Annotated in this window: 19 protein-coding genes and 3 tRNA genes; 16 read left to right on the top strand and 6 right to left on the bottom strand. The window is 34.2% G+C overall.

The genetic code is table 11. The annotated features are described in order from the left end of the window. Positions 1–42 precede the first annotated feature (42 nt). The 8 genes from ACHRVZ_RS09720 (at position 43) to ACHRVZ_RS09755 (ending at position 7,743) form a co-directional block, all read left to right on the top strand. Positions 43–116 (top strand) — tRNA-Asp (locus tag ACHRVZ_RS09720). A 552-nt stretch (positions 117–668) separates the two neighbouring features. Continuing rightward, positions 669–742: transfer RNA gene (locus tag ACHRVZ_RS09725), tRNA-Asp, on the top strand. Between the two features lie 211 nt (positions 743–953). Continuing rightward, positions 954–1,775 carry a helix-turn-helix domain-containing protein gene (locus ACHRVZ_RS09730; protein ID WP_395422162.1) on the top strand — a complete coding sequence of 274 codons (822 nt, stop codon included), beginning with the start codon at positions 954–956 and terminating at the stop codon, positions 1,773–1,775. Positions 1,776–2,256: 481 nt separating this feature from the next. After that, positions 2,257–3,567 carry a TolC family protein gene (locus tag ACHRVZ_RS09735; RefSeq protein ID WP_395422163.1) on the top strand — a complete coding sequence of 437 codons (1,311 nt, stop codon included), beginning with the start codon at positions 2,257–2,259 and terminating at the stop codon, positions 3,565–3,567. 89 nt (positions 3,568–3,656) lie between these two features. Continuing rightward, entirely contained in the window at positions 3,657–4,709 is a 1,053-nt protein-coding gene (locus ACHRVZ_RS09740) for an HlyD family secretion protein (protein WP_395422164.1), read from the top strand. Between the two features lies 1 nt (position 4,710). Beyond that, complete coding sequence (locus ACHRVZ_RS09745; RefSeq protein WP_395422165.1) at positions 4,711–6,294, top strand: MFS transporter; 1,584 nt, start codon at positions 4,711–4,713, stop codon at positions 6,292–6,294. 338 nt (positions 6,295–6,632) lie between these two features. Then, positions 6,633–7,292 (top strand): HAD family hydrolase, encoded by a 660-nt coding sequence (locus ACHRVZ_RS09750; protein WP_395422166.1) that lies wholly within the window; start codon positions 6,633–6,635, stop codon positions 7,290–7,292. Positions 7,293–7,461: 169 nt separating this feature from the next. After that, positions 7,462–7,743, top strand: a complete 282-nt coding sequence (locus ACHRVZ_RS09755; RefSeq protein WP_395422168.1) for a hypothetical protein — start codon at positions 7,462–7,464, stop codon at positions 7,741–7,743. Positions 7,744–8,101: 358 nt separating this feature from the next. Here the strand turns inward: ACHRVZ_RS09755 and ACHRVZ_RS09760 are convergent, their stop codons facing one another. The 3 genes from ACHRVZ_RS09760 to ACHRVZ_RS09770 all read right to left on the bottom strand — a co-directional run bounded on the left by ACHRVZ_RS09760 (position 8,102) and on the right by ACHRVZ_RS09770 (position 9,894). Next, positions 8,102–8,947 (bottom strand): class I SAM-dependent methyltransferase, encoded by an 846-nt coding sequence (locus ACHRVZ_RS09760; RefSeq protein WP_395422169.1) that lies wholly within the window; start codon positions 8,945–8,947, stop codon positions 8,102–8,104. 307 nt (positions 8,948–9,254) lie between these two features. Further along, positions 9,255–9,707: a hypothetical protein gene (locus tag ACHRVZ_RS09765; RefSeq protein ID WP_395422170.1), complete on the bottom strand. Its 453-nt coding sequence runs from the start codon at positions 9,705–9,707 to the stop codon at positions 9,255–9,257. A gap of 105 nt (positions 9,708–9,812) precedes the next feature. After that, positions 9,813–9,894, bottom strand: a tRNA-Leu gene (locus ACHRVZ_RS09770). Positions 9,895–10,002: 108 nt separating this feature from the next. Here ACHRVZ_RS09770 and ACHRVZ_RS09775 point away from each other — a divergent pair. The 5 genes from ACHRVZ_RS09775 (at position 10,003) to ACHRVZ_RS09795 (ending at position 15,217) form a co-directional block, all read left to right on the top strand. Next, entirely contained in the window at positions 10,003–11,391 is a 1,389-nt protein-coding gene (locus tag ACHRVZ_RS09775) for a dipeptidase (RefSeq protein WP_395422172.1), read from the top strand. Between the two features lie 580 nt (positions 11,392–11,971). Next, positions 11,972–12,394, top strand: a complete 423-nt coding sequence (locus ACHRVZ_RS09780) for a hypothetical protein (protein ID WP_395422173.1) — start codon at positions 11,972–11,974, stop codon at positions 12,392–12,394. Positions 12,395–12,414: 20 nt separating this feature from the next. After that, positions 12,415–13,371, top strand: coding sequence for a DUF6624 domain-containing protein (locus tag ACHRVZ_RS09785; RefSeq protein ID WP_395422174.1), 957 nt, complete (start codon positions 12,415–12,417; stop codon positions 13,369–13,371). After that, positions 13,371–13,745 carry a BlaI/MecI/CopY family transcriptional regulator gene (locus ACHRVZ_RS09790; protein ID WP_316635157.1) on the top strand — a complete coding sequence of 125 codons (375 nt, stop codon included), beginning with the start codon at positions 13,371–13,373 and terminating at the stop codon, positions 13,743–13,745. The genes ACHRVZ_RS09785 and ACHRVZ_RS09790 overlap by 1 nt, the downstream gene beginning before the upstream one ends. Then, positions 13,742–15,217 carry a M56 family metallopeptidase gene (locus tag ACHRVZ_RS09795; protein WP_395422176.1) on the top strand — a complete coding sequence of 492 codons (1,476 nt, stop codon included), beginning with the start codon at positions 13,742–13,744 and terminating at the stop codon, positions 15,215–15,217. Before ACHRVZ_RS09790 ends, ACHRVZ_RS09795 begins: the two co-directional genes overlap by 4 nt. Before the next feature lie 87 nt (positions 15,218–15,304). Here ACHRVZ_RS09795 and ACHRVZ_RS09800 read toward each other — a convergent pair whose 3' ends face one another. Further along, positions 15,305–16,669 (bottom strand): saccharopine dehydrogenase family protein, encoded by a 1,365-nt coding sequence (locus tag ACHRVZ_RS09800; RefSeq protein ID WP_395422178.1) that lies wholly within the window; start codon positions 16,667–16,669, stop codon positions 15,305–15,307. Between the two features lie 190 nt (positions 16,670–16,859). Between ACHRVZ_RS09800 and ACHRVZ_RS09805 the strand changes: the two genes are divergently transcribed. Together ACHRVZ_RS09805 and pckA are read left to right on the top strand one after the other, a co-directional pair. Then, a complete protein-coding gene (locus tag ACHRVZ_RS09805; RefSeq protein ID WP_395422179.1) occupies positions 16,860–17,246 on the top strand; it encodes a DUF423 domain-containing protein in 387 nt (128 codons plus the stop codon). 301 nt (positions 17,247–17,547) lie between these two features. Further along, positions 17,548–19,152 carry a phosphoenolpyruvate carboxykinase (ATP) gene (gene pckA / locus ACHRVZ_RS09810; RefSeq protein WP_395422180.1) on the top strand — a complete coding sequence of 535 codons (1,605 nt, stop codon included), beginning with the start codon at positions 17,548–17,550 and terminating at the stop codon, positions 19,150–19,152. Positions 19,153–19,271: 119 nt separating this feature from the next. On the opposite strand, the gene ACHRVZ_RS09815 is transcribed toward pckA, so the two are convergent. Further along, positions 19,272–20,330 (bottom strand): phytase, encoded by a 1,059-nt coding sequence (locus ACHRVZ_RS09815; RefSeq protein ID WP_395422182.1) that lies wholly within the window; start codon positions 20,328–20,330, stop codon positions 19,272–19,274. A gap of 72 nt (positions 20,331–20,402) precedes the next feature. Then, positions 20,403–23,213: a TonB-dependent receptor gene (locus ACHRVZ_RS09820; RefSeq protein WP_395422183.1), complete on the bottom strand. Its 2,811-nt coding sequence runs from the start codon at positions 23,211–23,213 to the stop codon at positions 20,403–20,405. A 236-nt stretch (positions 23,214–23,449) separates the two neighbouring features. Here ACHRVZ_RS09820 and ACHRVZ_RS09825 point away from each other — a divergent pair, with 236 nt between their 5' ends. Then, complete coding sequence (locus ACHRVZ_RS09825) at positions 23,450–24,550, top strand: DUF4407 domain-containing protein (protein ID WP_395422184.1); 1,101 nt, start codon at positions 23,450–23,452, stop codon at positions 24,548–24,550. Positions 24,551–24,561: the final 11 nt, after the last annotated feature.

Here is a 24,561-nt window from a genome sequence, read left to right on the forward strand (position 1 = left end):
AAACGAAATTCTGTACTATCTTTGCAACCGCAATAACGCAGAGGTTTGGTAGTTCAGTTGGTTAGAATACATGCCTGTCACGCATGGGGTCGCGGGTTCGAGTCCCGTCCAGACCGCAATATTGGGGAAAGCCTTTCTTAACAGAAAGGCTTTTTTGCCCAAATACGGTATCTAAGATTAGTTGTGTTGTTTGCTACGACTTTGTAACTCGTAGCTGGTTTAGTAGTTAGACCAATGAAAAGCTTTCCACTTTTGTGGATGGCTTTTTTGATTTAAGACATTTCTGTTTTGGACCATATAAGTAATATGAGTTCATTTAAAGGAAAAAGTTTAACCGCAAAGAGCGCTAAGATTTACGTAAAGTCCGCAAAGTTTTTTTAAGCTTTGCGGATTTTGTGTTTTTTATTTGTTTGGTTCAGCTGTCAAGAATGATTTGATTTAGGGAAAGGGTGTGACGTTTAATTAAGTTTTGCGGCCTTTGCGATTTTAACTTTGCGCTCTTTGCAGTTAAAAAGAAAGATAATTCTGTTTTTTTAGTTTGAAATTGAATTTTAGAGTATTTGAATTTATCTATAAATCAAGAGGTTAAAAATTTCTCAAATTTTATTCGTAAAAACCCTTGTATAATCAAAGTTCTGTTGTATTTTTGCACTCACAATAACGCAGTTGGTTTGGTAGTTCAGTTGGTTAGAATACATGCCTGTCACGCATGGGGTCGCGGGTTCGAGTCCCGTCCAGACCGCAATATTGGAAGAAGCCTTTCTTAACGGAAAGGCTTTTTTATTTTGATGATTTAACCGCAAAGTTCGCTAAGATTTACTCAAGGTTCGCAAAGTTTTAATTAAGCTTTGCGAACTTTGCGTTTTTACCTTGCGCTCTTTGCGGTTAAACCATCACAATTTATATTATTCTTACTATATTTAATATCGCAAAAACCGTCGTATTAAACTTCAATGGAACAATCAGATCATAAAGTAGACAAGTATTACATTAAAAAAGTAGATGCCGATAAAAAAAGTATTTACTGTTATCATGATGTAATGGGCGAATTGCTTATTCCGACGCACAAGCACAATAAAGCACAAATGCTGTATGCAGAAGGTGATGTTGTTTTTGTAACCACTGAAACTAAAACTTATTTTTTACCCGCCAGACATTTTATTTGGATTCCGAGTGGAGTGGAGCACAGCATCCAGCCTAAATCTGAAAACGTGATGATGCGTAATCTCTATTTTCCGGTAGAGAAAAACGAAGATGAGTTCTATCAAAGTGAAGGGATTTATCCGGTGAATAATTTACTGCTTCAAATGATGCTTTTTACGAATCAATGGAATGGAGATCTTAAAAAAGGAAGTCCTAACTTTGCGATCGCGAAAGCTATTAAAGCCATATTACCTCAAATTTGCTTAACGAATCTTCCTTTAGAACTTCCTTTGCCAAAAGATGCGCGATTGGGGAAAATTCTGCGCTATATCGAGAATAATCTTGGAGAAACAATTCTGTTTTCTGAGGTTGCACATCAATTTGGATACAGTGAACGCTCTTTGTATCGTTTGTTTCAGAAAGATCTCAATATGTCATTTATTCAATATTATACTATAAGGAGGATTTTAAAAGCAATTGAACTTTTGCTTGACAGAAAACTTTCGGTAAAAGAGGTAGCCCAAGAAGTTGGTTACAATAGTGTGCCTACTTTTAGTAATACTTTCTTTAAGATTTTAGGGCAAAGACCTTCTGATTACTTAAATGGTCAAGATATCTTGTACGGCAAGTGATTTTATTTCGCGCAGATTTAAAAGGATTTAGCAGATAATTTTTAACACATAGAAACATAGATTTTACTGTTGTTAAAAAAAGGCGTTTCACTTTGCATTAACACACAGAGAGCTATGTGTAAATGATGTGTCATTTATTTTAATCTTTATTCAATAAAAATAAATCTATGTTTCTATGTGTTAAATAATTATTTAGTTTTTCAGGTTCCAAAAATAAAAATCTGAGTTCGTCTGCCTAAATCTTTTTAAATCTGCGTGAAACCTTTAAATTGCACATTGTTTTTTAACTCTCTATTATTCAATATTTTAATATATCGTTTTCGGGAAATAATATTTTAACATTTGTCCGAAATGAATATGTTGTTGGCTTTTTAGAATTATCAGTCACCAGAAAAATGCAGGAACTTTGCATCATAAAATTATTTATATATTCATGTTCCTTAAAACAACAAATTCTACAGAAGATTGTTTTCTCAAAAGCTTGTTAGTATTTTTAATCGTATTAACATTTAATGGTTTACAAGCTCAGGAAATTCATTCGGTTTCGTTAAATGAAGCGGTGAAACTGGCTAAAGAAAACAATAAAAAAATCCTTAGATCTCAATTAGAGACAACGCTCTCAGAGCAAAACATCAAAGAACGAAAAGAACTCCGTTTGCCGGATATCGAATTAAACGGTGTGTATTCCAGAATTACCAATATTACTGAGTTTAAAGGCAGTGGTTTTTTAAATGGTAAAGAGGTGACAAAGGCAATTCCTGAAATTTATGAGGTGAATTCGACTTTTAAAATGCCAATTTATGCTGGTAACAAAATAAATAACGCCATTAAAATTGCCAATCAGGAAAATGAAATTGCCAAAATAAAAACCGAAAAGACTCAAAATGATATCGAACTTGAAGTTGTGGCGAATTATCTGGCGATTTATAAAATGATGGAACTTCAAAAGATATTTGAAGAAAATATTAAAGAAGAAAAAAGCCGATTAAAAGAAGTTCAGTCATTGCAAAAACACGGAACGGTTACAAAAAACGAAGTGATTAGAGCCGAGTTACAGCTTTCTGATCGTGAATTGAGCGCATTGACGAATTCTAAAAATATAAAGATCGCACTTCATGATTTGCAGACTCTGATTCAGATTCCTGAAAACGAAGAAGTGGCGATTGATACTACGGCCAATATTGATAAAATGAATGGTCTGGATCCGTATAATTTTTATTTGGAAAAAGCTTTCCAGAACGAAGAAATGCGAATTGCCAGTCAGGAATTGAATATCAAAAAAACAGAACTGAAGTTGGTTAAAGGAAATTATTTGCCAACGGTAAACTTCTTTGGTAATTATGGTTTTTATTACCCGAACTATAAATTCTTTCCGCCAAATCCATACTTATATACTTTAGGGCAAATTGGTATCGAAGCGCATTTTGATCTTTCGGCTTTGTATAAAAATAAAACCAAGGTACAGCAGGCCACGACAAAAATTGAATGGCAAAAAATGCAGTCTGAAATTATAAAAGATGAAATTCAGGATCAGCTTTTTAAAGAACATACTCAATATCAGGAAATCCTTGAAAAATTTGTGGTTGTAGATAAAGCTTTGGATTTGGCCAATGAAAATTACCGAATCGTAAAATTGAAATACTTAAATCAATTGGTTTTAATAACCGAAATGGTCGACGCTGATAATGCTTTGCTTCAGGCAAAATACAATAAGATTTCTACCCGATTGGATGCGATTCTAAAACATTATGAATTGCTGCATACTGCGGGAATAATGCCGGATCAGATTTAGAAGTCTAGAAGCAAGAGAATAGAGGCAAGAAGCGAGAAGCAAGAGAATAGATTTTAGAAAATAGAATAAAGAAAATAGATATAAAGTATATGGTTAAGATAAAAAATGAAACTAGAAGAAACAAAACGTTTCATATATTAATAACAATTATTGCTTGCATATTGGTTGTAAGCGGAGTGGTTTTGGGGATTTGGTTTTACGTATTCAACAGAAATCACGAAGAAACCAATGATGCTCAGGTGGAGCAATACGTGACGCCAATTATGTCAAGAATTACCGGATATGTTCAGGAAGTTCGTTTTGATGAAAATCAGTTTGTGCATAAAGGAGATACTTTGGTGGTGATCGATAACAGAGAATACAAATCGAAACTGAATGTAGCTCTTGCCGATGTTCAAAGTGCGAAACAAAGCAGCATTGTGGCCGAGAAAAATGTGGCGACAACTGCGAGTACAACTACAATTGGCGAATCGCAATTGGCTGCAGCCAAAACGAATCTTTGGAAAACAAAACTGGAATACGACAGATACAAAGCTTTGGTAAAAGACGAAGCGGCGACATCGCAACAATTAGAAAAAGTAAAAGCCGATTACGAATCAGCCCAAGCACATTTTCAGGAAATGCGAGATAGAATTCAATCGGCAAATTTAAGCACCTCGCAAGCGGCTGCAAACGTTCCTACAACGCAAACCAATATTGCTTCAAAACAAGCTGTGGCTGACAATGCTGCATTGTTTCTTTCGTACACCATAATCACCGCGCCTTATGACGGTTGGGTTGGAAAAAGAACTTTACAACCTGGACAAATGGTAAAAGAAGGACAATCATTGCTTTCGATTGTGAGTAAAGAAAAATGGATTACAGCCAATTTTAAAGAAACGCAATTGCAATATTTAACCGTTGGTCAGGAAGTTAGAATTAAGGCTGACGCTATTGATGGAAAAGAATTTACAGGAGTTGTAACATCATTATCTCCTGCAAGTGGCGCGCGTTTTTCGTTATTGCCTCCGGATAATGCTACAGGAAACTTCGTGAAAATCGAACAAAGAATTCCGGTTCGTATTCAGTTAAAAGATGCCAATAAACAAGCCGACTTTTTAAGAGCCGGAATGAATATTACCGTTATTGCCGAACACCATTAAAATGGAAGATAAAAGTATTTTTAAATCCTGGGTTCCCAAATGGGCAATCATTATTATTTTGTTTGTCTGTTTGCTGCATTCCATGATTTTATTGGGAGTTTATACTTCAAACGTAACTTATGCAGCAAGTTTTCTGGACATTGAGCCAGAAGATTTGCAGTTTGCAATGTGCGTTACTTACGGAACTTTGCTGGCAACGATTTTGATCGAAAGTAGATTTTCGAGTTTTTTTCCGGCAAAAAATTATCTTATGGCGGTGTACTCCATAATTGGAATCACGATTATTTCATCGGCTTATATTACTAATTTTTATCTTTTTTTATTGCTGAGAGTTGCTGAGGGAATTCTGATGGCGCTTCCGGTAATCACGATCAGACAATTATTGATCGAGCAGTTTAATTCTAAAAATGCCATTATAATTGGCTTTTCATTTTATTACGGTTCGCTGTTATTGTCAACGCCGTTTATTATGAATATTGCGGTTTGGTTTCTGGATAATTACGATTGGAAGTACATGTTGTACGTTTCAGGCGGATTGCAGGTTTTAAATGTCTTTTTGATCTTGGTGACTTTTCGCGGACACAGAATCACAAAGAAAATTCCGTTGTATCAAATCGACTGGATCAGTTATATTTTGGTTTTAACAGCCATTCTTTGCGGAGCATACTTTTTTGTCTATGCCGAAAAGAAATACTGGTTTGAGTCGTCTCAAATGGTTTTAATGCTAATGATTGCTCTTATTACAGGAGGGTTATTCATCTTTAAAGAACTTTTGGTAAAAAGACCCACTTTTAATTTTGAAGTCTTTAAATATGCCAATTTACGTATTGGGTTTTTATTGTTTTTTCTTTTCTATATCAGCAGAGCAACGTTGAGTCTTTGTCATTCGGCAATGTTTTCGATTTGGAATTGGGATCCGTCGCGTGTTGCGGGCGTGCAATACATTAACGGATTAGGAAACGTTATTGGATTGATTTTGGCTGCTTTCTTCCTGATGAAATCCGTTTCGACCAAAGTGATTTTTATCGTTGGTTTTTCGCTCATTGCAGTATTCCATTTTTGGTTTACATTTCTTTTTGTGCCAGATGTGGCTTTATCAGATATTATCATTCCGTATATCTTGCAAGGTATTGGAGTTGGGTTTTTATTTGTTCCGTTAATCTTGTTTACAACATCATCAGTTCCGGCAAAAATGGCAGTTTCTTCAGGAATTGTTGGGGTTTCAGGACGTTTTTGGGGAAGCACAATTGGTTTTTGTGTGATGCAGAATGCAGTTGTATTTTTAAATAAAAAACACTTTCTAAAACTAAGTCAATTCGTAACCGGTGATAATCCCGAAGCGCAGCAAACAATCGCTACAACAGCACAAAGTTTTATGGCAAAAGGATATTCGGCAGATAATGCGAATACTTTGGCCTTGAAAAAAGTTTTTGGAACCGTTGTCAAACAAGCCACTTTATTGGCCGATATGGAAATTTATACCATTGTAGGTTATGGTCTTGTGGTTTTGATTATTCTTATTGCATGCAATCAGCATTTAAGACAAACGATGACTTTGGTTAAAAGTAAAATTTGGATTGGGTAAGTTTTTGTTTCAGGTTTCAAGTTTCAGGTTAATCGCGTAGAGTTTTTGCTGTCAATCTTTGTCGGTTTTAATCTCGCAAAGGCGCAGAGTCGCAAAGTTTTTTATTTTAAAGCCACAGATTAATAAGATTTTAAAGTTTTTTTTCACGCAGATTCCGCAGATTTTAGCAGATTTAATTTTAATAATTATCTGCGTTTGTCTGCTTATATCTTTTTTAAATCTGCGTGAAACTAAATCTTTGCGACTCTGCGCCTTTTCGAGATTAAATAAATCTCTGCGAAAAACCTCCATGCAAATCTGAGGAAAAACTTATCTTGCAATCGTTAAAACAAAATACAATGAAGCAGCAATGTGTAATTTTTGATATGGATGGCGTGATTTCTTACACCAATCCGCATCATGTAAAGGCTTTCGAGGCGTTTTTCGATAAATATCAAGTTCCGTATACCAACGAAGAGTTTGAAGAACATATGTACGGAAAACACAATAGTTATATCATGTCGCATTTTTTTAAGCGTCCAATTGCGGGAGAAGAATTGATAAAGCTCGAAGACGAAAAAGAAGGAATGTTTCGTGAGATTTACAAAGACAAAGTTGATACCATTCCGCATTATCTGGACTTTTTAAGCGAGTTGAAATCTCGAGGTTTCAAAACTGCTGTTGCGACATCGGCGCCACGTGCCAATCTTGATTTGATTATAAATACCTTAAAGATCGCGGACAAAATGGATTCTATGATGTCAAGCGAAGATGTTACGCATCATAAACCAAATCCCGAAGTATATTTAGAATCAGCAAAACGTGTTGGAGTTTCTCCGTCTGATTGTGTGGTTTTCGAAGATTCATTTTCTGGTATTACAGCCGGGTTAAATGCAGGAATGAAAGTTGTAGGCGTTTTGAGTACGCATACAAAAGAAGAACTTCCGCCATGTAGCTTTTATATCAATGATTATAGCGAAATAAATGTCGATAAAGTTTTGGAGTTATTAAACAGCTAGAATTTTATAACCAGATAAGTGATATAAGTTCATTTAAATAAAGGAACTAATTTGAAGAGCCTTCAGTTTTAACTGGAGGTTTTTTTATGGTTGAAAGGGAAAGCTTTAGTCTAAAATTGATTTTTTATAAGAAAATAATAATTAGAGTTGAAGGCATATATGAGTTTAAATGAAAATAAGTTCTAAGGATTTTTGCAATAATTTAAATTTAAAAATTATGGGCAAAAAGCATTTTTCAAAAGAAGTTGAAATTAGACTAATAGATTTTTTTATAAATACAATTGATTCTGATGAAATGGCAAGAGCTATACGGCAAGTAAATTATATTCTTTCTTTAGCTGTAATGAGAGAATGCGAAACAGTAGAATCTGAAATAAAAAATATAGAAGATAATTTTTATTGGCTCAATAAATTAGCCGAAGCTTTAGATCCTTATTTAGATGTTGAATAATAAAGTTTTTTTACGCCTGGTTTGTCATTTCGACCGAAGGGAGAAATCACACACGAAACTCCGCACAGAATGTCGCCAATTTTTGTCGAATTACTTTTGTGATTTCTCCCTTCGGTCGAAATGACAATATTGGGGTTACGTCGCGCTACAAGGGATTAAAATCCCTAGCTACAAAATGAATCATTCCTCCGGAATTTTATAAAGCATTCCGCTGGAACAAAATATATTGTAGGGATGGATTTTAATCCATTCTACGCATTTGGGAATGGTCATATTGTGGTTGCTTTGTTTTTTAATGGATATTCCGTCCCGAAGCTTGGGCGTCGGAATTAATACATTTTTCGTTTAGATGATTTGTTTATTTTTCACCATAAATTACAAGCGCATCTCCATCTATTATTACATTTCCTTCAGGATATCTTTCATCGATCAAGTTGTAAACTTCGTGTTTTATTTTTTCTTTCATGGCATCATCAGCATTGCTGAGAGCGGCAACAAAAGGCGCTGCAATTTCGGTCATCATGTTCCAGTAAACATCGGTTGTTCCGCAGTTTAATTTACCAATTACTTCTTTTTCAGAAATGTGTTTAAAACCAGCCTGACTAAAAATGTCCATCATTAAACCAGGTCTTGAACATCGAAACATTCCCGGAGCTTCGGGAGCGGGTGGGGGTAATTGCATATTTCTGTTAATGGTTCCGCCAATTGCAGTTACCCAGAAATTTTTCTCAGGTACACTCCAAACTGCAATTGCAATTTTACCGCCGGGTTTTAAAACCCGAAACATTTCCTTAGCGGCCAAAAGCATATCGGGAAAAAACATAAAACCCATTCGGCAACTAATGGCGTCGAATGTGTTGTCAGGAAAAGGAAGCTCGCTTACATCGCAAGCATGAAATTCAACATTTGATATTTCTTTTTTAATCGCATTTTCACGAGCTATTGTAAGCATATCGTGTGCAAGGTCCGTAATAACTACTTTTCCGCCCGAAAGCATCGATGCAATACTCAAGCCGGGTTCGCCGGTTCCTGCGGCAACATCCAGAATTACCTCTGAACCTTTAGGATTTATGAGAGCAATAATTTCATCGGCAAAAGGTTGCATAAAGTTTAGAATTTCAAAATCCCATTTTTTCCAACCAGGCGAGAATTTATTCCAGGCCGCTTTTTGCTGCTCACGAATTTCTTGAAGTTGTGGTTCCATTTTGTTTGTTTTTTAAATGAAAGATTTAATTTTCATAACCGAAACAAAATTTTAGAAATCTGTCTCCTTGTAGGTGAATAGACTAATTTATTGTAGAGTTTTAAGCTTATCAAAGATAAGGAGGAATTCTTTAAAACGGTAATGGTTTTTGCTCTATTTATTTGAATGTTAGATTATTGAATGTTTTTTTTGATATGAGAAAAGCTAAAAATGCAATAAAACAAAAAAGCTTCTGATTTCTCAGAAGCTTTTTTCGTGCGGATGATAATATCTTTAATGTCTTGAATAGTCGACATGGAAAACTTTTTTATTTTGTTGTCACGTACTTTCCTTTAATAACTGAGTCGACAAATAATTCTAAGTTGCTTTGCATCATTGAATTTGTTAAGATCATAGTTAATTTATTCTTGGGGTCTTTGTTTAATATAATTATTGCTTCGAGTATTTTTTTTAATTGGTCGGAAGAATAGAATGCATAAGAATTATAAATTGTGTAATTGTAGTATTTAAAATTTATGCTTTCTAAAATTTGCTCTTTCTTTTCAGATGTCCAATTGTTTTCTGTTGCGTAGTTCTTTATTTTTTTTGTACAATAATCTATGAAATATTTTTCATGTTCTGTTGCTGAAACTATTTTATCAATTAACATTTTATTGTTTTCTTTCGGCATTCCCATTGGAGGAGGATTTGTCTGCCCGATTACAGTTAAACAAGAAAATAAAAGACTGAATATTAGAAAGATGTTGATTTTTGCTTTCATGATTTGAAAATTAGGATAGTTGATAAAAGTGTTTTAAAGGAGGTACAAAATACAATTTATCTTAAAAACAAAAAAGCTTCTGATTTCTCAGAAGCTTTTTTTTAGTGCGGATAATAGGACTCGAACCTACACGCCTTGCGGCACCAGATCCTAAGTCTGGCATGTCTACCAATTTCACCATATCCGCTCAATTGTGGGTGCAAAGATAATCATAACTTCTATATTTCAAAGCTTTTTTGAAAAAAAATATTAATTCTATTTTTCGTATTTTTGAAATTCTATAAAATTAATTTAAATGGAAGATATTAAAGCTTACGTTCAACAACATAAAGATCGCTTTATCAATGAGTTGATCGAATTATTGAAAATTCCGTCTGTAAGTGCCGACACTGCATACTCGCAAGATGTTATCGATACTGCCGAAGCAGTTAAAGAAAGTTTATCAAAAGCAGGCTGCGATTTTGTCGAAATTTGCGATACTCCGGGTTATCCAATTATATATGGAGAGAAAATAATCGACCCAAATTTACCAACAGTTCTAGTTTACGGACATTATGATGTTCAACCACCAGATCCTATCGAATTATGGACATCACCACCATTTGAACCTGTAATCAAAAAAACAGAAATTCACCCTGAAGGAGCAATCTTCGCGCGTGGAGCTTGCGATGACAAAGGACAAATGTACATGCACGTAAAAGCGCTTGAATATATGGTGCAAACCAATAATTTGCCTTGTAACGTAAAATTCATGATCGAAGGCGAAGAAGAAGTAGGTTCAGCAAGTTTGGCTTGGTTCGTAGAGCGCAATCAGGAAAAATTGAAAAACGACGTAATCCTAATTTCAGATACAGGAATGATCTCCAATCAACAACCGTCGATCACGACAGGTTTACGTGGTTTGAGTTATGTTGAGGTCGAAGTAACAGGTCCAAATCGTGATTTACATTCAGGATTATACGGTGGAGCAGTAGCGAACCCAATTAATGTTTTGGCAAAAATGATCGCTTCACTTCACGACGAAGACAATCATATTACCATTCCAGGTTTCTACGATAAAGTTCAGGAATTATCTACTGAAGAAAGAGCCGAAATGGCAAAAGCGCCTTTCAGTTTAGAAAAATATAAAAAAGCCTTAGACCTAAACGATGTTTACGGCGAAAAAGGATATGTTACCAACGAACGCAACTCGATTCGTCCAACATTAGACGTAAACGGAATTTGGGGCGGATATCAAGGTGAAGGAGCAAAAACCGTTATTGCGAGCAAAGCTTTTGCTAAAATCTCGATGCGTTTGGTTCCAAACCAAGATTGGCATGAAATTACAGAACTTTTTACCAAACATTTCACAAATATTGCGCCAGCGGGAGTTACCGTAAAAGTAACGCCACATCACGGTGGACAAGGTTATGTTACGCCAATTGACAGCATTGGATATCAGGCCGCAAACAAAGCGTATACCGAAACTTTTGGAGTTCCTGCAATTCCGGTTCGTTCAGGAGGAAGTATTCCAATTGTGGCTTTGTTCGAAAAAGAACTTAAAAGCAAAACCATTTTAATGGGCTTTGGTTTAGATAGTGATGCAATTCACTCGCCAAACGAACATTTCGGAATTTTCAATTACTTAAAAGGAATCGAAACTATTCCGTTGTTTTACAAATATTTTGTAGAGTTTTCGAAGTAAATTCTCGTATCCTAACAGGTTTTTAAAACTTGTTAGATATAAAATACAATCCGTTTATTCTTTTTAGAGTAAACGGATTTTTTTATGGGCGTTCCCTTCGGTCGGGCTTTCGGCTCTATCTTTTATTCCGTTTCACTTCATAAAAGGATACCGCCTCTATCCCTAACGCTTTTTTTGAGGTTCTATCCCGAAGCCTCGGGACTGAGATACTAAGTTGCAAAGGTTTAAAGGAACAAAGTTGCAAAGGTTCAGAGAGACAAAGTTTTTTAGTATCTAAATTGAATAACCTCCAGATTTAGTTGGAGTTTTATTTAAGCGTAAAGAATTGGCTTTAGCCGAAATATTAATGCGCCTAAGAATTTATTAGGTTAAAGCCATTTCATCTGCATTTATTATGAACCTCGGCTAAATCTGAGGACTATTCAAAAACCTCTGCCAGTTGATACATTCTGCCAAACCTCTGAACCTTTGTCTCTTTGAATCTTAAAAAAAGAAACTTTGCAACTTTTTTCTTGCATATTAAAAATTAATCTCTACATTTGTAGAGCAACATCTATAAGTGTAGAGTTAATTTAGAAATATGAAAAACTTTTTTTTACTTTTTTTTTGCGGTATGATGCTTTTAAGTTGTAAAAGCAAACCAATCAATCAGAAAATAGACAAGAAAAAAGAGGGCGTTTGGATAGATGATTATACTCAAGACAATATAAGTTACAAATCATTTGAATATTACAAACATAATGAACCTGTAAAAAAGTGGAAATCCTATATTGGCGGAAAAATCTACAAAACAGAGAAGTACAAGAGCGAATTTTGTATCGTTAAGTTTTATTATGAAAACGGAAAATTACAATCTAAAGGAAAAACAAAAACAGAAGGAGATTCAAAAGAGATGCATTGGTTTTATGTTGGATATTGGAAGTTTTATTCAGATAAAGGAAAGTTAGTTGAAATTAAAAATTACGGAGACGGGAAGTTGATTTCTGTAAAAAAAATAGAATAATCATACATAACATTAAATCTATGAAAAAACTAAGTGTTATCTTTTTTATCTTGGGTTGCTTTTCAATACAAGCTCAAAGCTATAAAAATTTTGTTCAAAAGGCCGATTCCTGTTACCGAGCTAAAGATTTTAAATCATCTGTTTGGTATTACGAAAAAGCATTTAAAATTGAGCACAAATCATCTTCAAATTTGTACAACGCTGCTTGTTCGGCCGCTTTAAACAGTGACAATAAGAAGGCTTTTACGTGGTTAGACTTAGCAATTGATAACGGATATGAAAATATCGCACATATAAAAATAGATAGTGATTTAAAGCCTTTACATGAGAAGAAAGAATGGGAGAAAACAATTGATAAATTGCAAAAGAAACTAGAGATTCTCGGAGCAAATTATGATAAGGTTTTAGAAAAAGAACTTTTGCAGATTTATACCGAAGATCAGGAAATTAGAGGAGAATTTATGAATGTTTATAAAGCTCCTAAACCGGATAAGAAGAAAATTGACAGCATTGGTAAAATAATGAATAAAAAAGACAGTATTAACCTCATTAAGGTGATGAAAATACTGGACGAAAGAGGCTGGGTAGGAAAAAACGTTGTTGGCACACAGGGAAATCAGACTTTGTTTTTGGTTATTCAGCACTCCGATTTGAAATACCAACAAAAATACTTGCCAATGATGAAAGATGCGGTTAAAAAGGGAAATGCAAACCCGGGTAATTTAGCATATCTAGAAGACAGAGTATCTTTAAGAGAAGGAAAACGACAAATTTATGGAAGTCAATCTGCAAAGAATAAGGCGACTAATAAATGGTATATATCGCCCATGATAGATCCGGATAATGTAGATAAGAGACGTGCTGAGGTTGGACTTGGTCCAATCGCTGAATATGCTGCAAAAATGAATATTGAATGGAATTTAGAGAATTACAAAAAGGAACTACCAGAATTGGAAAAACTTGAAAATATTAAATAATGACACAATTATCAAACTCAGAAGAACAATTAATGGAACATCTTTGGAAGCTTGAAAAAGCTTTTATGAAAGATTTGCTCGAGGCATATCCAGAGCCTAAACCCGCAACAACAACTGTTGCTACGCTTTTGAAACGAATGATCGATAAGAAATTTGTTGCTTACAACGAATTTGGAAATTCTCGCGAATATTATCCGTTGGTTAAAAAAACGGCTTATTTCTCGAAACACGTAAACGGATTAATTAGTAGTTTTTTTAATAATTCGGCATCACAATTTGCTTCTTTTTTTACCACCGAAACCAATTTGTCAACTTCGGAATTAGAAGAACTCAAGAAAATTATTGATTCAGAAATTCAAAAAAAGAAAAAATGACAGACTTTCTTATAAAATCGACCATGGCTTTGAGTGTACTTTTAGGTACATACTATCTGCTTTTAGAAAAAGAAAAATTTCATCAATTTAATAGGTTTTTCTTATTAGCAAGTCTTGTAATTTCGTTTGTAATTCCATTTGTCACGATCGAAATTATACAAGAAGTGGCAAGTGCGGCAAATAATAATAGTGTAGTTCCTGAGCAAATTACGACAAATATTGTTGAGCAAAAAACCTCAGTCTATTTGATTTTTGCCTGGATTTTTTACGGAATTGTGACTGCGGTTTTGTTTTTTAGATTTGGAAGAAATCTGTATAAATTGATTAAAAAAACAAAGTCAGGAATTAAAAGACCCTATCAAAATGTAACATTGGTTTTACTGAAAGAACAAACGCTGCCTTATACTTTTTTGAATACTATTTTCATAAATGAAGAAGAATATCAAAAAAACAAAATAGAAACAGAATTATTTACGCACGAATTAATTCATGTTAATCAAAAGCATTCTTTAGATATTCTATTGATTGAAATAATCAAAACCATTTTTTGGTTCAATCCAATTTTTATTTTTTATAAAAAAGCAATACAGCTCAATCACGAATTTCTTGCCGATGAAAAAGTTGTAAAATCACATAACAATGTTTCGTTTTACCAGAATTTATTACTGTCAAAAGCGAATCAAAGTCCAGTATATTACTTGGCCAGTAATTTGAACTATTCTATAACCAAAAAAAGATTAATTATGATGACAACCACAACATCTCCTTCGAGGGGATTCTTTAAAAAGACAATTCTTTTGCCATTATTAACTGGACTTGTATATTTTTTGTGCACAAAGACAGTTGCTCAGGAAACAAAAACTAAAGCAACAGTAAATAAAGAGACTACTAAAAAGCAGAGCAAATATGATTCTTATTATGATAAGACAACTTTTAAAATCAAGGATGATAAAGGAACTGTAGTTGCTGAGAAGAAATACAAAGATCTTACTCCGGCTGAACAAAAAGCAGTACCAAATGTTTTTGAGGGAGTGAAGTTTCCGGCAACTAAAGAAGATGTTGATGCAAAACTCGAAAAAGGAGGTCCGGATACTATAGAAATCGATTTATATGACCCAAAGAATCAAAAAGTAAAAGGACCGGAGGGTACGATTTATAAAACAGCAAATTTAACTGAAAATCCTAGTTATCCAGAAGGAATTGAGCAATTCTATAAGTTTGTTGGTCAAAATTTTAAAGTGCCAGTAACTCCGGCAGGTGTAAAATTGAAAGGGAGAGTTTATATTACTTTTATGATAGAAAAAGACGGTGCTTTGACCGATTTTAAAATGCTAAGAGATATTGGTTACGGAACAGGTGACGAGGCAATTAGAGTTTTAAAACTTTGTCAAAACTGGATACCCGGTAAAATTAATGGAGAGCCGGTTGCTACAATGTACAGCTTACCAATTACAATTCAGTCACCTGATTAAAATAAAAAAATCCGCTTCTAGATTCTAGAAGCGGATAAATTAAAAACTAAAAAAAAAAATTCTAAAAAACTAACTAACCAGCTGACTCTAGAACAAGTCAGGATTATATCCAAAATAAGGCATGGTTTGTTCATTAAAAACAACACCATATTCTTCTAACTCCTTTAAAATTGGTAAATACACTTCTTTTTTTATCGGAAGTTGCACACCGGGAGTTGTAATTTTTCCATTCAAAATCAGCAAAGTCGCCATAGCAACAGGTAATCCAACCGTTTTTGCCATAGCAGTATAAGTTTGGTCTTCTCCAATGCAAACCATTTTTGAGTCGATTTGCTTTTTCTCGCCATTCAATTTAAAACCAAATTTATGATACATGACAATCATATCTTTGTCGTTGGGTTCTAATGACCAACTGTCTGAAAGTATTTTTTCTAAAATTTGTGCCGGAGTAGCATTAGGCAGGTTTACTTTCTTGTCCGGATTAAACAAATCCAATTCTAAAAGTTTGTCCCACATAATATCGTCCTGATCAATTTTTAAGATCAAGCGTGTTTTAATTTCTACAGAATCAGTTGGATGATACGGTAAAAATGAATTTACAAATTGGCGGTAACTCATATTCTCGGAGTCTTCCATGATGTAACTGTCGTCCGTCATTCCAAGTTGTACAAACATATTCCAGGCTTTAGAAAAACCAACTCTTCTAATTGTTCCTCTATATAAAGTTAGAATATCATCTAAACCATAAATCGAGCGATATTTCAGAGAATCTCGGTTCGAGTATGCTTCGAATTTCCCGTAATCTTCCACTTCAAGAAATTCAGTTCTGCGAAATAAAGTTCCGTACGGTATATATTTATAAGCGCCTTCCTGAATGAATTTTGCAGCTCCGCCTTGCCCGGCCAAAACTACATTTCTAGGTGCCCACGTAAATTTGTAATTCCATAAGTTATTGTCAGATTCCGGAGCAACCAGGCCACCGCAGAAAGATTCAAAAAGCAACATTTTACCACCTTTATCTCTGATCTCGTCAATAACTTTCATGGCACTCATGTGATCGATTCCCGGATCAAGACCCACTTCGTTCATGAAAATCAAATTGCTGTTTTTGACTTCCTCGTTCAATGCCTGCATAGCATCACTTATATAAGATGCTGTTACAAGATTTTTTTTGAATTGAAGGCAGTCTTTGGCAATTTCGATATGCAAGTGTGCCGGTAACATCGAGATTACGATAGAAGCTTTTTTGATTGCCGATTGTCTTTCTTCGGTATCAAAAATATTTAAAGCAATTGGAGTAGCGTTCGGGTGTTTTTGCGTCTTTTTTTCGGCCAATGCCAAAGAGAGGTCGGCTACAATAAGATGTAGATTTTCGGTCTCTGATTTTGATAGTAAATAGCGTATCAATGATGATGCAGATCTTCCGGCTCCAATTATTAAAATGCTTCTCATATTTTATATTTATAACACAAATATATTAAAATGTTATATATGTAACAATTTTAATTTGCTAAAAATACATTATTTTTTATTTTGATGCTAAAATATAGCGGATTTCCTTTTGCGAAAATATTTTTGACAACTAAAAAGCTTTTTAATTTACATTGAAGTATTTTTGTGTAAAATTTAAAGCATAGAAAATATGAAAAGAAGAATTGTTTTGACAGGAGCTTTTATCGGAATGTTGGCTATTATTTTAGGCGCTTTTGGAGCCCATTTGTTGAAGAAATACTTATCTGTAGACGAATTGAATACTTTTGAAGTTGGAGTTCGTTATCAAATGTATCATGCTTTCTTTTTATTTTTTCTTTCTACAAGAAAAGACATTGCCGAAAAAACCTTAAAAACGATCTATAATTTAGTTGTAGCCGGAGTCATTCTTTTTAGTGGTTCAATCTATTTATTAGCTACAAAAAGTATGACAGTATTTGATTTTAAAATTATTGTATTCGCAACTCCTTTGGGTGGTTTTTTATTAATTATTGCTTGGGCGGTATTATTTCTTACGATTTTGAAACGAAAATCATAAAATCCCGAATAAAAAATTCTATCTAAAAATTAATCTTTAATTTTGTCTCATAAATAACATATAATTGTATTTATGTGAGTTTCTTTTGTTTTTTACTTTAATGAGTAAATAATATAACAAATTCATTTATTGGATTATAGAAAAACAAATTAGAAGCGGTTATTTTTTTGTTTTATTGATTTTGAGGGTTAAAAATTACTTTATTGATATAAATAAAAGTGAAATTTAATTTTTTTTAAAGGATTAATAATAAATTCTATAATTTTGCTTTCTATTAAATATCACACACAACTTAAAATTTATGGACACTAACACACTTTTCTCGCAATCGATTTCGTTGAAAGAGCTAGGAATTGAAAATGCAAAAGTTCGCTACCAATTATCGGCAGATGAATTGCATGCGATCACTTTGCAATTAGGCCAAGGTGTTGAGAACTCGACGGGAGCATTAGCAATCAATACGGGTGAATTTACAGGACGTTCTCCTCAAGATCGTTTTATTGTTAGAGACAGTATTACTGAGGATCAAGTTTGGTGGGGAAATGTGAACATTCCATTTTCATCTGAAGCTTTCGAAAAATTATATAATAAGGTAACTCAGTTTTTATCAAATAAAGAAGTTTTTGTTCGTGATTCTTATGTTTGTTCTGATCCAAATTATAGACTAAATGTACGTGTTGTAACTGAAACTGCCTGGTCAAATTTGTTTTGTTACAATATGTTTTTAAGACCTGAAGAATCTGAATTGGCAAATTTTTCACCAGAATGGACTGTGGTTTGTGCGCCAAGTTTTATGGCAGATCCTGCTGTAGACGGAACGCGTCAGTCTAATTTTGCGATTTTAGATTTTACTAAAAAAGTTGCTCTTATTGGAGGAACAGGTTATACCGGAGAAATGAAAAAAGGAATTTTCTCTGCATTAAATTTCATTTTACCGGTTTTTAAAAATGCTTTACCAATGCATTGTAGTGCAAATGTTGGTGAAGAGGGAGACACAGCAATTTTCTTTGGATTATCAGGAACAGGAAAAACAACTTTATCAGCAGATCCGGAACGTAAGCTAATTGGAGACGATGAACACGGTTGGACTGCAGAAAATACCGTTTTTAACTTTGAAGGTGGTTGTTATGCAAAAGTAATTAACCTAACAGAAGAAAATGAACCGGACATTTTTAGAGCAATCAAAAAAGGAGCGCTTTTAGAAAATGTGGTTTTTAAACCGGGAACAAACGAAGTTGATTATGATGATGTTTCAATCACGCAAAATACACGTGTAAGTTATCCAATAACACATATTGATAATATTCAACCAGGATCTATTGGACATAATCCTAAAAATATATTCTTCTTAACGGCAGATTCTTTCGGAATTTTGCCTCCAATCTCAAAACTGACTCCGGGACAGGCCGCTTACTATTTTATTTCAGGATATACAGCAAAAGTAGCAGGAACTGAAGCAGGAATTACAGAACCACAGCCTAATTTTTCGGCTTGTTTTGGAGCGCCATTTATGCCATTGCACCCAACACGTTACGCAGAAATGCTAACTCAAAAAATGGAAGATGCCGGTGTAAAAGTTTGGTTAATCAACACAGGTTGGACAGGTGGTCCTTACGGAACAGGAAGTCGTATGAAGTTGAAATATACTCGTGCAATGATTACTGCAGCACTAAAAGGAGAATTGGATAATGTTGAGTTTAAAAATCATAAAGTATTTGGAATTGCACAACCTGAAAGTTGTCCAAATGTTCCAAGTGAAATTCTAGACCCGAGAAATACTTGGGAAGATGCTGAATTATACGATAAAAAAGCAATTGAATTGGCTCAGAAATTCAAAGCTAATTTTGCCAAATTTGAAGAGTTTGCAAATGCCGAAATTTTGGCTGGAGCACCAATTACAGAATAAGGAAAGTTACTAATTCAAATTAAAAAAGCTGTTCAGTGATGAACAGCTTTTTTTGTTTAGTTCTCAGTTTTCAGTCTCAGTATTTAGTCAGTTTGGAAACCGCGACTGAGACTGAAAACTTATTTCTTCGCTTCGTCAATACGTTTCTGCATCAAGTCCCAGGCGTAGTAATGAAAAGTCATTCCGTTGCTCATAGCTACAAAAAGTCCGTTTTTGAAACTTCCTCCTAAATTAACATTTGTAACATCGGCACCATCACACTCAATTGTCGATGTTGGAATTTCGGCCAGCAAAGGATAATTGTTTGGGTTTCCGTTGGCACCTTCTCTTGGGTAAACCATAAAAGTATTTGCTTGTTGATTGGATACTAAAATGTAGCCAGTAGAATCTGTTTTTTTGTAAATCGCAATTCCTTCGTTATCTGCTTTGAAACCAGTTTTCCCAAAAAGAGCTAATTCTTTGTTGTCATTTAAAGCAGGGTCAGCTTTGTATTTTCTAATTCCGAATTGTTCGTCACAATACAAAATAGTTCCTAATTCATTGTCAACAGCAATGGCTTCAATTTCTTTTTTTCCGCTATAAGCACCAAATTTTCGAACCACTTTTGCAGTGGCGAATTTTCCGTTTCCAGAAAGTTCATATTGCCATAAATAACTTCCAGAAGGACCAGATTTTCTTCCTACAATTGCAAAAATCTTTTTATCACTTGGGCGTGTATACAAAGCAATTCCCATTGGGTCGCGTAATTCTTCTCCTTCAAAAACTGGAATCCCGCCATTATCAATTGCTTTTAAATCAGGTAAGCTAAAGATTCTTATTTTGTTAGATTCACGTTCTGTAGTCACAGCAACGTCTACTTTTTTTCCGTCGATTATTAGGCCATAAGCGATATCAACATTATTAGGGCGCTTTAAAACCTCTGATTTTTTAATGATTTTTCCTTTCAAGTCAAAAGTATACAAACCGCCGTCCGTATCTTTATCAGTTCCAACAATAATACTTTTTGAAGGATCTGTTGGATGAATCCAAATCGAAGGATCATCTGTGTCGTGAGGTAAAGTTTCTGTTACAATGGTTGGTTTTACTGCGTTTGCAGCAACGGGTGCTAATTTATCATCTTTACAAGCGATGAATAAAGTACTTAAAAGTAGAAATGCGATTATCGATTTATTTTTCATTATGATTTCATTTTAATACATTAGACAGAACCGCAAAGTTCTGTCTAATGTAAGAATTTTAAATATTAGTTATTACAAGTCAAGTTTCAAACCTAAATTATATCGAGCCTGATAGTACTCTGCTTGTTTAGTATGCGCTTCAACTCCTTGGTAATAACGTAATGGCTGATTTGTTAAGTTATTAGCTTCAGCAAAAACGCGAAGTTGTTTTGTAATTTTGAAAGAAGCATTTGCGTCTAAGAAAAATTGTTTGTCATAATAACTGTCTTTGTAAGACTCTGAACCTAATTCGTCTAAATAATCTGAAGTGAAATTAGTTGAAATTCTGGCAGAGAAACGTTTGTTTTCCCAAGACAATGATCCATTAAACATATGTGGCGTTGTTCCCGGAAGACTAATGTTGTTTCTTTCGTTTCCATCTTCATCAGCAATTCCTTTTGCTTTCGATTTTGTGTAAGTGTAGTTCAAATAGATACCGAATCCTTTTAAGAATTTTCCAGGAAGGAAATCTAACTGACGTTGAAAAGCAACTTCAAAACCATAAACATCAACAGTGTCTCCGTTTCTTGATTGTAAAAATGACCAATTTTCGCCTACCGGAATTGGGTTTGTCTGATTTGGGAAATCAGTTGCAAATTTTGCAGCATCGTATTGATTGTCGCTGTAATTGTAGATGAAATCATTTAATCTTTTATAGAAAACACCTCCTGAAATTAAACCAACTGATTTAAAATAATTCTCAGCCATGAAATCATAGTTGTATGAATAAGTAGCATTAAGATCCGGATTTCCAGCTGTGATTTCTTTATCAGCAGCGATATTATTCACATAAGGAGCTAACGCATAATAGTCTGGTCTTGCTAAAGCTGTTGTAACAGCAGCTCTTAAAACTAAATCTTTAGTAGCATTGTATTGCAATGAAATACTTGGCAATAAGTTAGTGTACGAATTGGTAGTATTGATTTTACTTTCTAATTCTTCTTCATCTAAAACGCGATTTCCAGTATAATCAATATGAGTATTCTCAACACGGAAACCTAAAACCATTGATAGTTTATCGTTAAAATCCTGATCCCATCTTACATATGCCGCATAAATATTTTCTTTAGCATTGTAGTTTACTGCTAGAAATTCAGCCGGATCTGATGATTTATTAAATAATGTGGCATTGTTTAAATCTAAACTTCCAAGAAAATTAGCCGATGCAAAACTTCCTGGGACATATTTACTTCCCGGATTAAAATTTTGTCCATCATAATAACTTGTTGGAACTTGTGATAATAACGCCATATCGTTATTGATTGGTTCGTAAGCATAGAAATTGTTATTTCTTTCTTTTTCTTTCAATCGAAGTCTAAGACCAGTTCTCAATCTTCCTTTTTCAGAAGGAATAACTGTGAAAGGAAAACGAATATTGATTTTTGCACCAAATTCACTTTCGCTGGTTTCATCAGTATTTTCAGTAACCGTTTGAAATTTGAATTTATCTAATGATTCTCCGGTTGTTGTCATTAAAGGAAATCTCGGGTCAGATAAATCTTCAGTCATTTGAAGACCTTTTTGGCGATATTCAATATAACGCTCTCCAGGACGATATTCACGTGCTTTTGCATAATTTGCAGACCAATCTAAATCTAATTTAGAGTTGATTAAATGTTCTCCGCGAATCGAATAATTCTGAACACGCTGATCTTCCAATCTTCTGTTTTTATCGCGATTATTGTCAACTCCACCTTTTGTCTGGCGTTTTACACGACCTTTAAAACCTGTGATTTCTTCACCATTATAAATAGGTTCGATATCATCATAAGTAGTTCTGAAACGGTTTTCTCTATCGTCTCTCCAGTTGTAAATTGCGTTGGCGAAAATCGTATTGTTTTCGTCAAATTTATAATCTAATGCAACAGAACCACTACGACGAATACGCTGTACGTCGTATTTTCTAATCTCTGAAGCTTGTAGATATTCATTTCCGAATTCATCTTTTACCCATTCGTTTTCGATGTTATCAGATCCGTAATCTACATTATTGTATGATCCACTGAAAACTGCTCCAAGTTTATTGTCTAAAAAACGGTTTCCGTAAACTAATCCCGCTGTGTAGGAGGCGTGTTCGCGAATTGGCAAATAACCACCTGCAAGCGTTGCAGAAATTCTCTCGCCATTTGGAGTTGCTCTTGTGATTAAATTTACTGAACCTCCAATCGCGTCAGCATCCATATCCGGAGTTAAAGTTTTGTTGACTTCGATCGTAGAAATCATATCAGACGGAATTAAATCCATTTGTACGTTTCTATTATCACCTTCGGCAGATGGAATTCTGTCACCATTTAAAGTCACAGAGTTCAATGACGGAGCCAAACCACGAATAATAATGTTACGCGCTTCGCCCTGATCATTTTGCATCGTGATACCTGGAACACGTTTTAAAGCATCTCCAACATTGGCGTCCGGAAAGCGACCCATTTGATCTGAGGAAATTACGTTTCCGATATTTTTATTGTTTTTTTGTTGATTTAATGCTTTGGCCTGACCTTTTAAAATGTCTCCAACCACAACTTCATTAAGTTCAGTTCCTGAAGTTTTTAATGCAAAATCGACTACGTTGTTTTTTCCTTGTTCAACGGTAATTTCTTTATTTATAGCATTGTATCCAATATATTTTACCTGAACCTGATAAGTTCCGGCATTAATGTTAAGTAATTCAAAGCGCCCATTATAATCTGAAACTGTGTATTTGTTTTCGCCAACAATTTGAATCATTGCTCCCGGCAAAGGAAGTTTATCATCGATATCTAATACTTTTCCTGAGATTATCGCTTTTTGAGCATAACCCGAAAAGGCCAATAGCAAGAATGTTACTAATAAATAAATTTTTTTCATGGTTCTTTAGTTTGATTTGGTTGCGAAACTAGAACCTTAATGTTATTAAAGAAGTCGAAAAAAATTACTATAGTGTTATGATTTTGGCCAACATTAGAAATAGATTAATGTTAAAATAACATTTAATAAAAGCTAATTTTTTATGGACGCAAGTAAAAACAAATCAACTATTTAACTCAGAATTAAATATTTGGCGCTAAATTTGCCGTATCAATCACAATCAAAAATCATCAATCATGTTAAAACAATTTTTTATCCTATGTTCTGGTGCAGATCGAGACTTACTCGAAGGCTGTTCAGAAGGCGAACAAACCAAATATGTTGGTATTGGAGCCACTGTTTTTTTTACTGCAGTTATGGCTTTCTTGGCCAGTGCTTATGCACTTTTCACTGTTTTTGACTCTATTTATCCGGCCTTAATTTTTGGATTTGTTTGGAGTTTACTTATTTTCAACTTAGACCGATTTATCGTTTCTACCATTAAAAAAAGAGATCGTTTTTTTGATGAGTTTCTGCAAGCTACACCACGAATTATGTTGGCAGTTATTATTGCAATCGTAATTTCGAAACCTTTGGAGATTAAAATTTTCGAAAAAGAAATCAATACCGTTTTATTAAAAGAGAAAAATGAAATGGAATTGGCGAATAAAAAACAAATTGGCACCTATTTCAAAACAGATTTAGATAAAAATAAAGCAGACATCGCAGCTTTAAAGGCTGATATTGTAAAGAAAGAAAAAGAAGTAAACGATTTATATTCTACTTACATTACAGAAGCTGAAGGAACTACCGGAACTAAAAAACTAGGAAAAGGTCCTGTTTATAAAGAAAAACGTGAGAAACACGATGCATCTCTAAAAGAATTTGAAACGCTGAAAGCAGCAAACGAAGCTAAAATTGCCGACAAGGAAAAAGCTGGTAAACAACTACAGGTCGATTTAGATAAAAAAGTATCTCAAACACAACCTATTATTGAAGGTTTTGACGGATTAATGGCGCGTATTAATGCCTTGGATAAATTGCCTTGGTTGCCATCATTTTTTATAATGTTGTTGTTTCTTGCTATTGAAACTTCTCCAATTATTGCCAAATTACTAGCTCCAAAAGGCGAATTCGATTTTAAACAAGAAGAAGCCGAAACTGCGATGAAAGCTACTTTGGCACAAAATAAATACCAACGCGAATTATTAGTAAAAACCAGCGCACAGATGCATGACAAGGTTTATGCAGATATTGCCGAAGATAAAAGTTTATACGACTTGCAACGCAAAAACGCAACAGAGTTATTAGAATTGCAATCGAATAGTTTCGTAGAAAAGCAGAAAGCGACTTTGTAGAAGGTTTAACC

It is taken from the genome of Flavobacterium sp. FlaQc-57 (genome assembly GCF_044007395.1).
Classification (GTDB): domain Bacteria; phylum Bacteroidota; class Bacteroidia; order Flavobacteriales; family Flavobacteriaceae; genus Flavobacterium.

Coding starts and splice junctions, on each gene's coding strand:
- ACHRVZ_RS09730 (WP_395422162.1), top strand. CDS start 954: ATGGAACAATCAGATCATAAAGTAGACAAGTATTACATTAAAAAAGTA.
- ACHRVZ_RS09740 (WP_395422164.1), top strand. CDS start 3,657: ATGGTTAAGATAAAAAATGAAACTAGAAGAAACAAAACGTTTCATATA.
- ACHRVZ_RS09745 (WP_395422165.1), top strand. CDS start 4,711: ATGGAAGATAAAAGTATTTTTAAATCCTGGGTTCCCAAATGGGCAATC.
- ACHRVZ_RS09750 (WP_395422166.1), top strand. CDS start 6,633: ATGAAGCAGCAATGTGTAATTTTTGATATGGATGGCGTGATTTCTTAC.
- ACHRVZ_RS09755 (WP_395422168.1), top strand. CDS start 7,462: ATGAAAATAAGTTCTAAGGATTTTTGCAATAATTTAAATTTAAAAATT.
- ACHRVZ_RS09760 (WP_395422169.1), bottom strand. CDS start 8,947: ATGGAACCACAACTTCAAGAAATTCGTGAGCAGCAAAAAGCGGCCTGG.
- ACHRVZ_RS09765 (WP_395422170.1), bottom strand. CDS start 9,707: ATGAAAGCAAAAATCAACATCTTTCTAATATTCAGTCTTTTATTTTCT.
- ACHRVZ_RS09775 (WP_395422172.1), top strand. CDS start 10,003: ATGGAAGATATTAAAGCTTACGTTCAACAACATAAAGATCGCTTTATC.
- ACHRVZ_RS09780 (WP_395422173.1), top strand. CDS start 11,972: ATGAAAAACTTTTTTTTACTTTTTTTTTGCGGTATGATGCTTTTAAGT.
- ACHRVZ_RS09785 (WP_395422174.1), top strand. CDS start 12,415: ATGAAAAAACTAAGTGTTATCTTTTTTATCTTGGGTTGCTTTTCAATA.
- ACHRVZ_RS09790 (WP_316635157.1), top strand. CDS start 13,371: ATGACACAATTATCAAACTCAGAAGAACAATTAATGGAACATCTTTGG.
- ACHRVZ_RS09795 (WP_395422176.1), top strand. CDS start 13,742: ATGACAGACTTTCTTATAAAATCGACCATGGCTTTGAGTGTACTTTTA.
- ACHRVZ_RS09800 (WP_395422178.1), bottom strand. CDS start 16,669: ATGAGAAGCATTTTAATAATTGGAGCCGGAAGATCTGCATCATCATTG.
- ACHRVZ_RS09805 (WP_395422179.1), top strand. CDS start 16,860: ATGAAAAGAAGAATTGTTTTGACAGGAGCTTTTATCGGAATGTTGGCT.
- pckA (WP_395422180.1), top strand. CDS start 17,548: ATGGACACTAACACACTTTTCTCGCAATCGATTTCGTTGAAAGAGCTA.
- ACHRVZ_RS09815 (WP_395422182.1), bottom strand. CDS start 20,330: ATGAAAAATAAATCGATAATCGCATTTCTACTTTTAAGTACTTTATTC.
- ACHRVZ_RS09820 (WP_395422183.1), bottom strand. CDS start 23,213: ATGAAAAAAATTTATTTATTAGTAACATTCTTGCTATTGGCCTTTTCG.
- ACHRVZ_RS09825 (WP_395422184.1), top strand. CDS start 23,450: ATGTTAAAACAATTTTTTATCCTATGTTCTGGTGCAGATCGAGACTTA.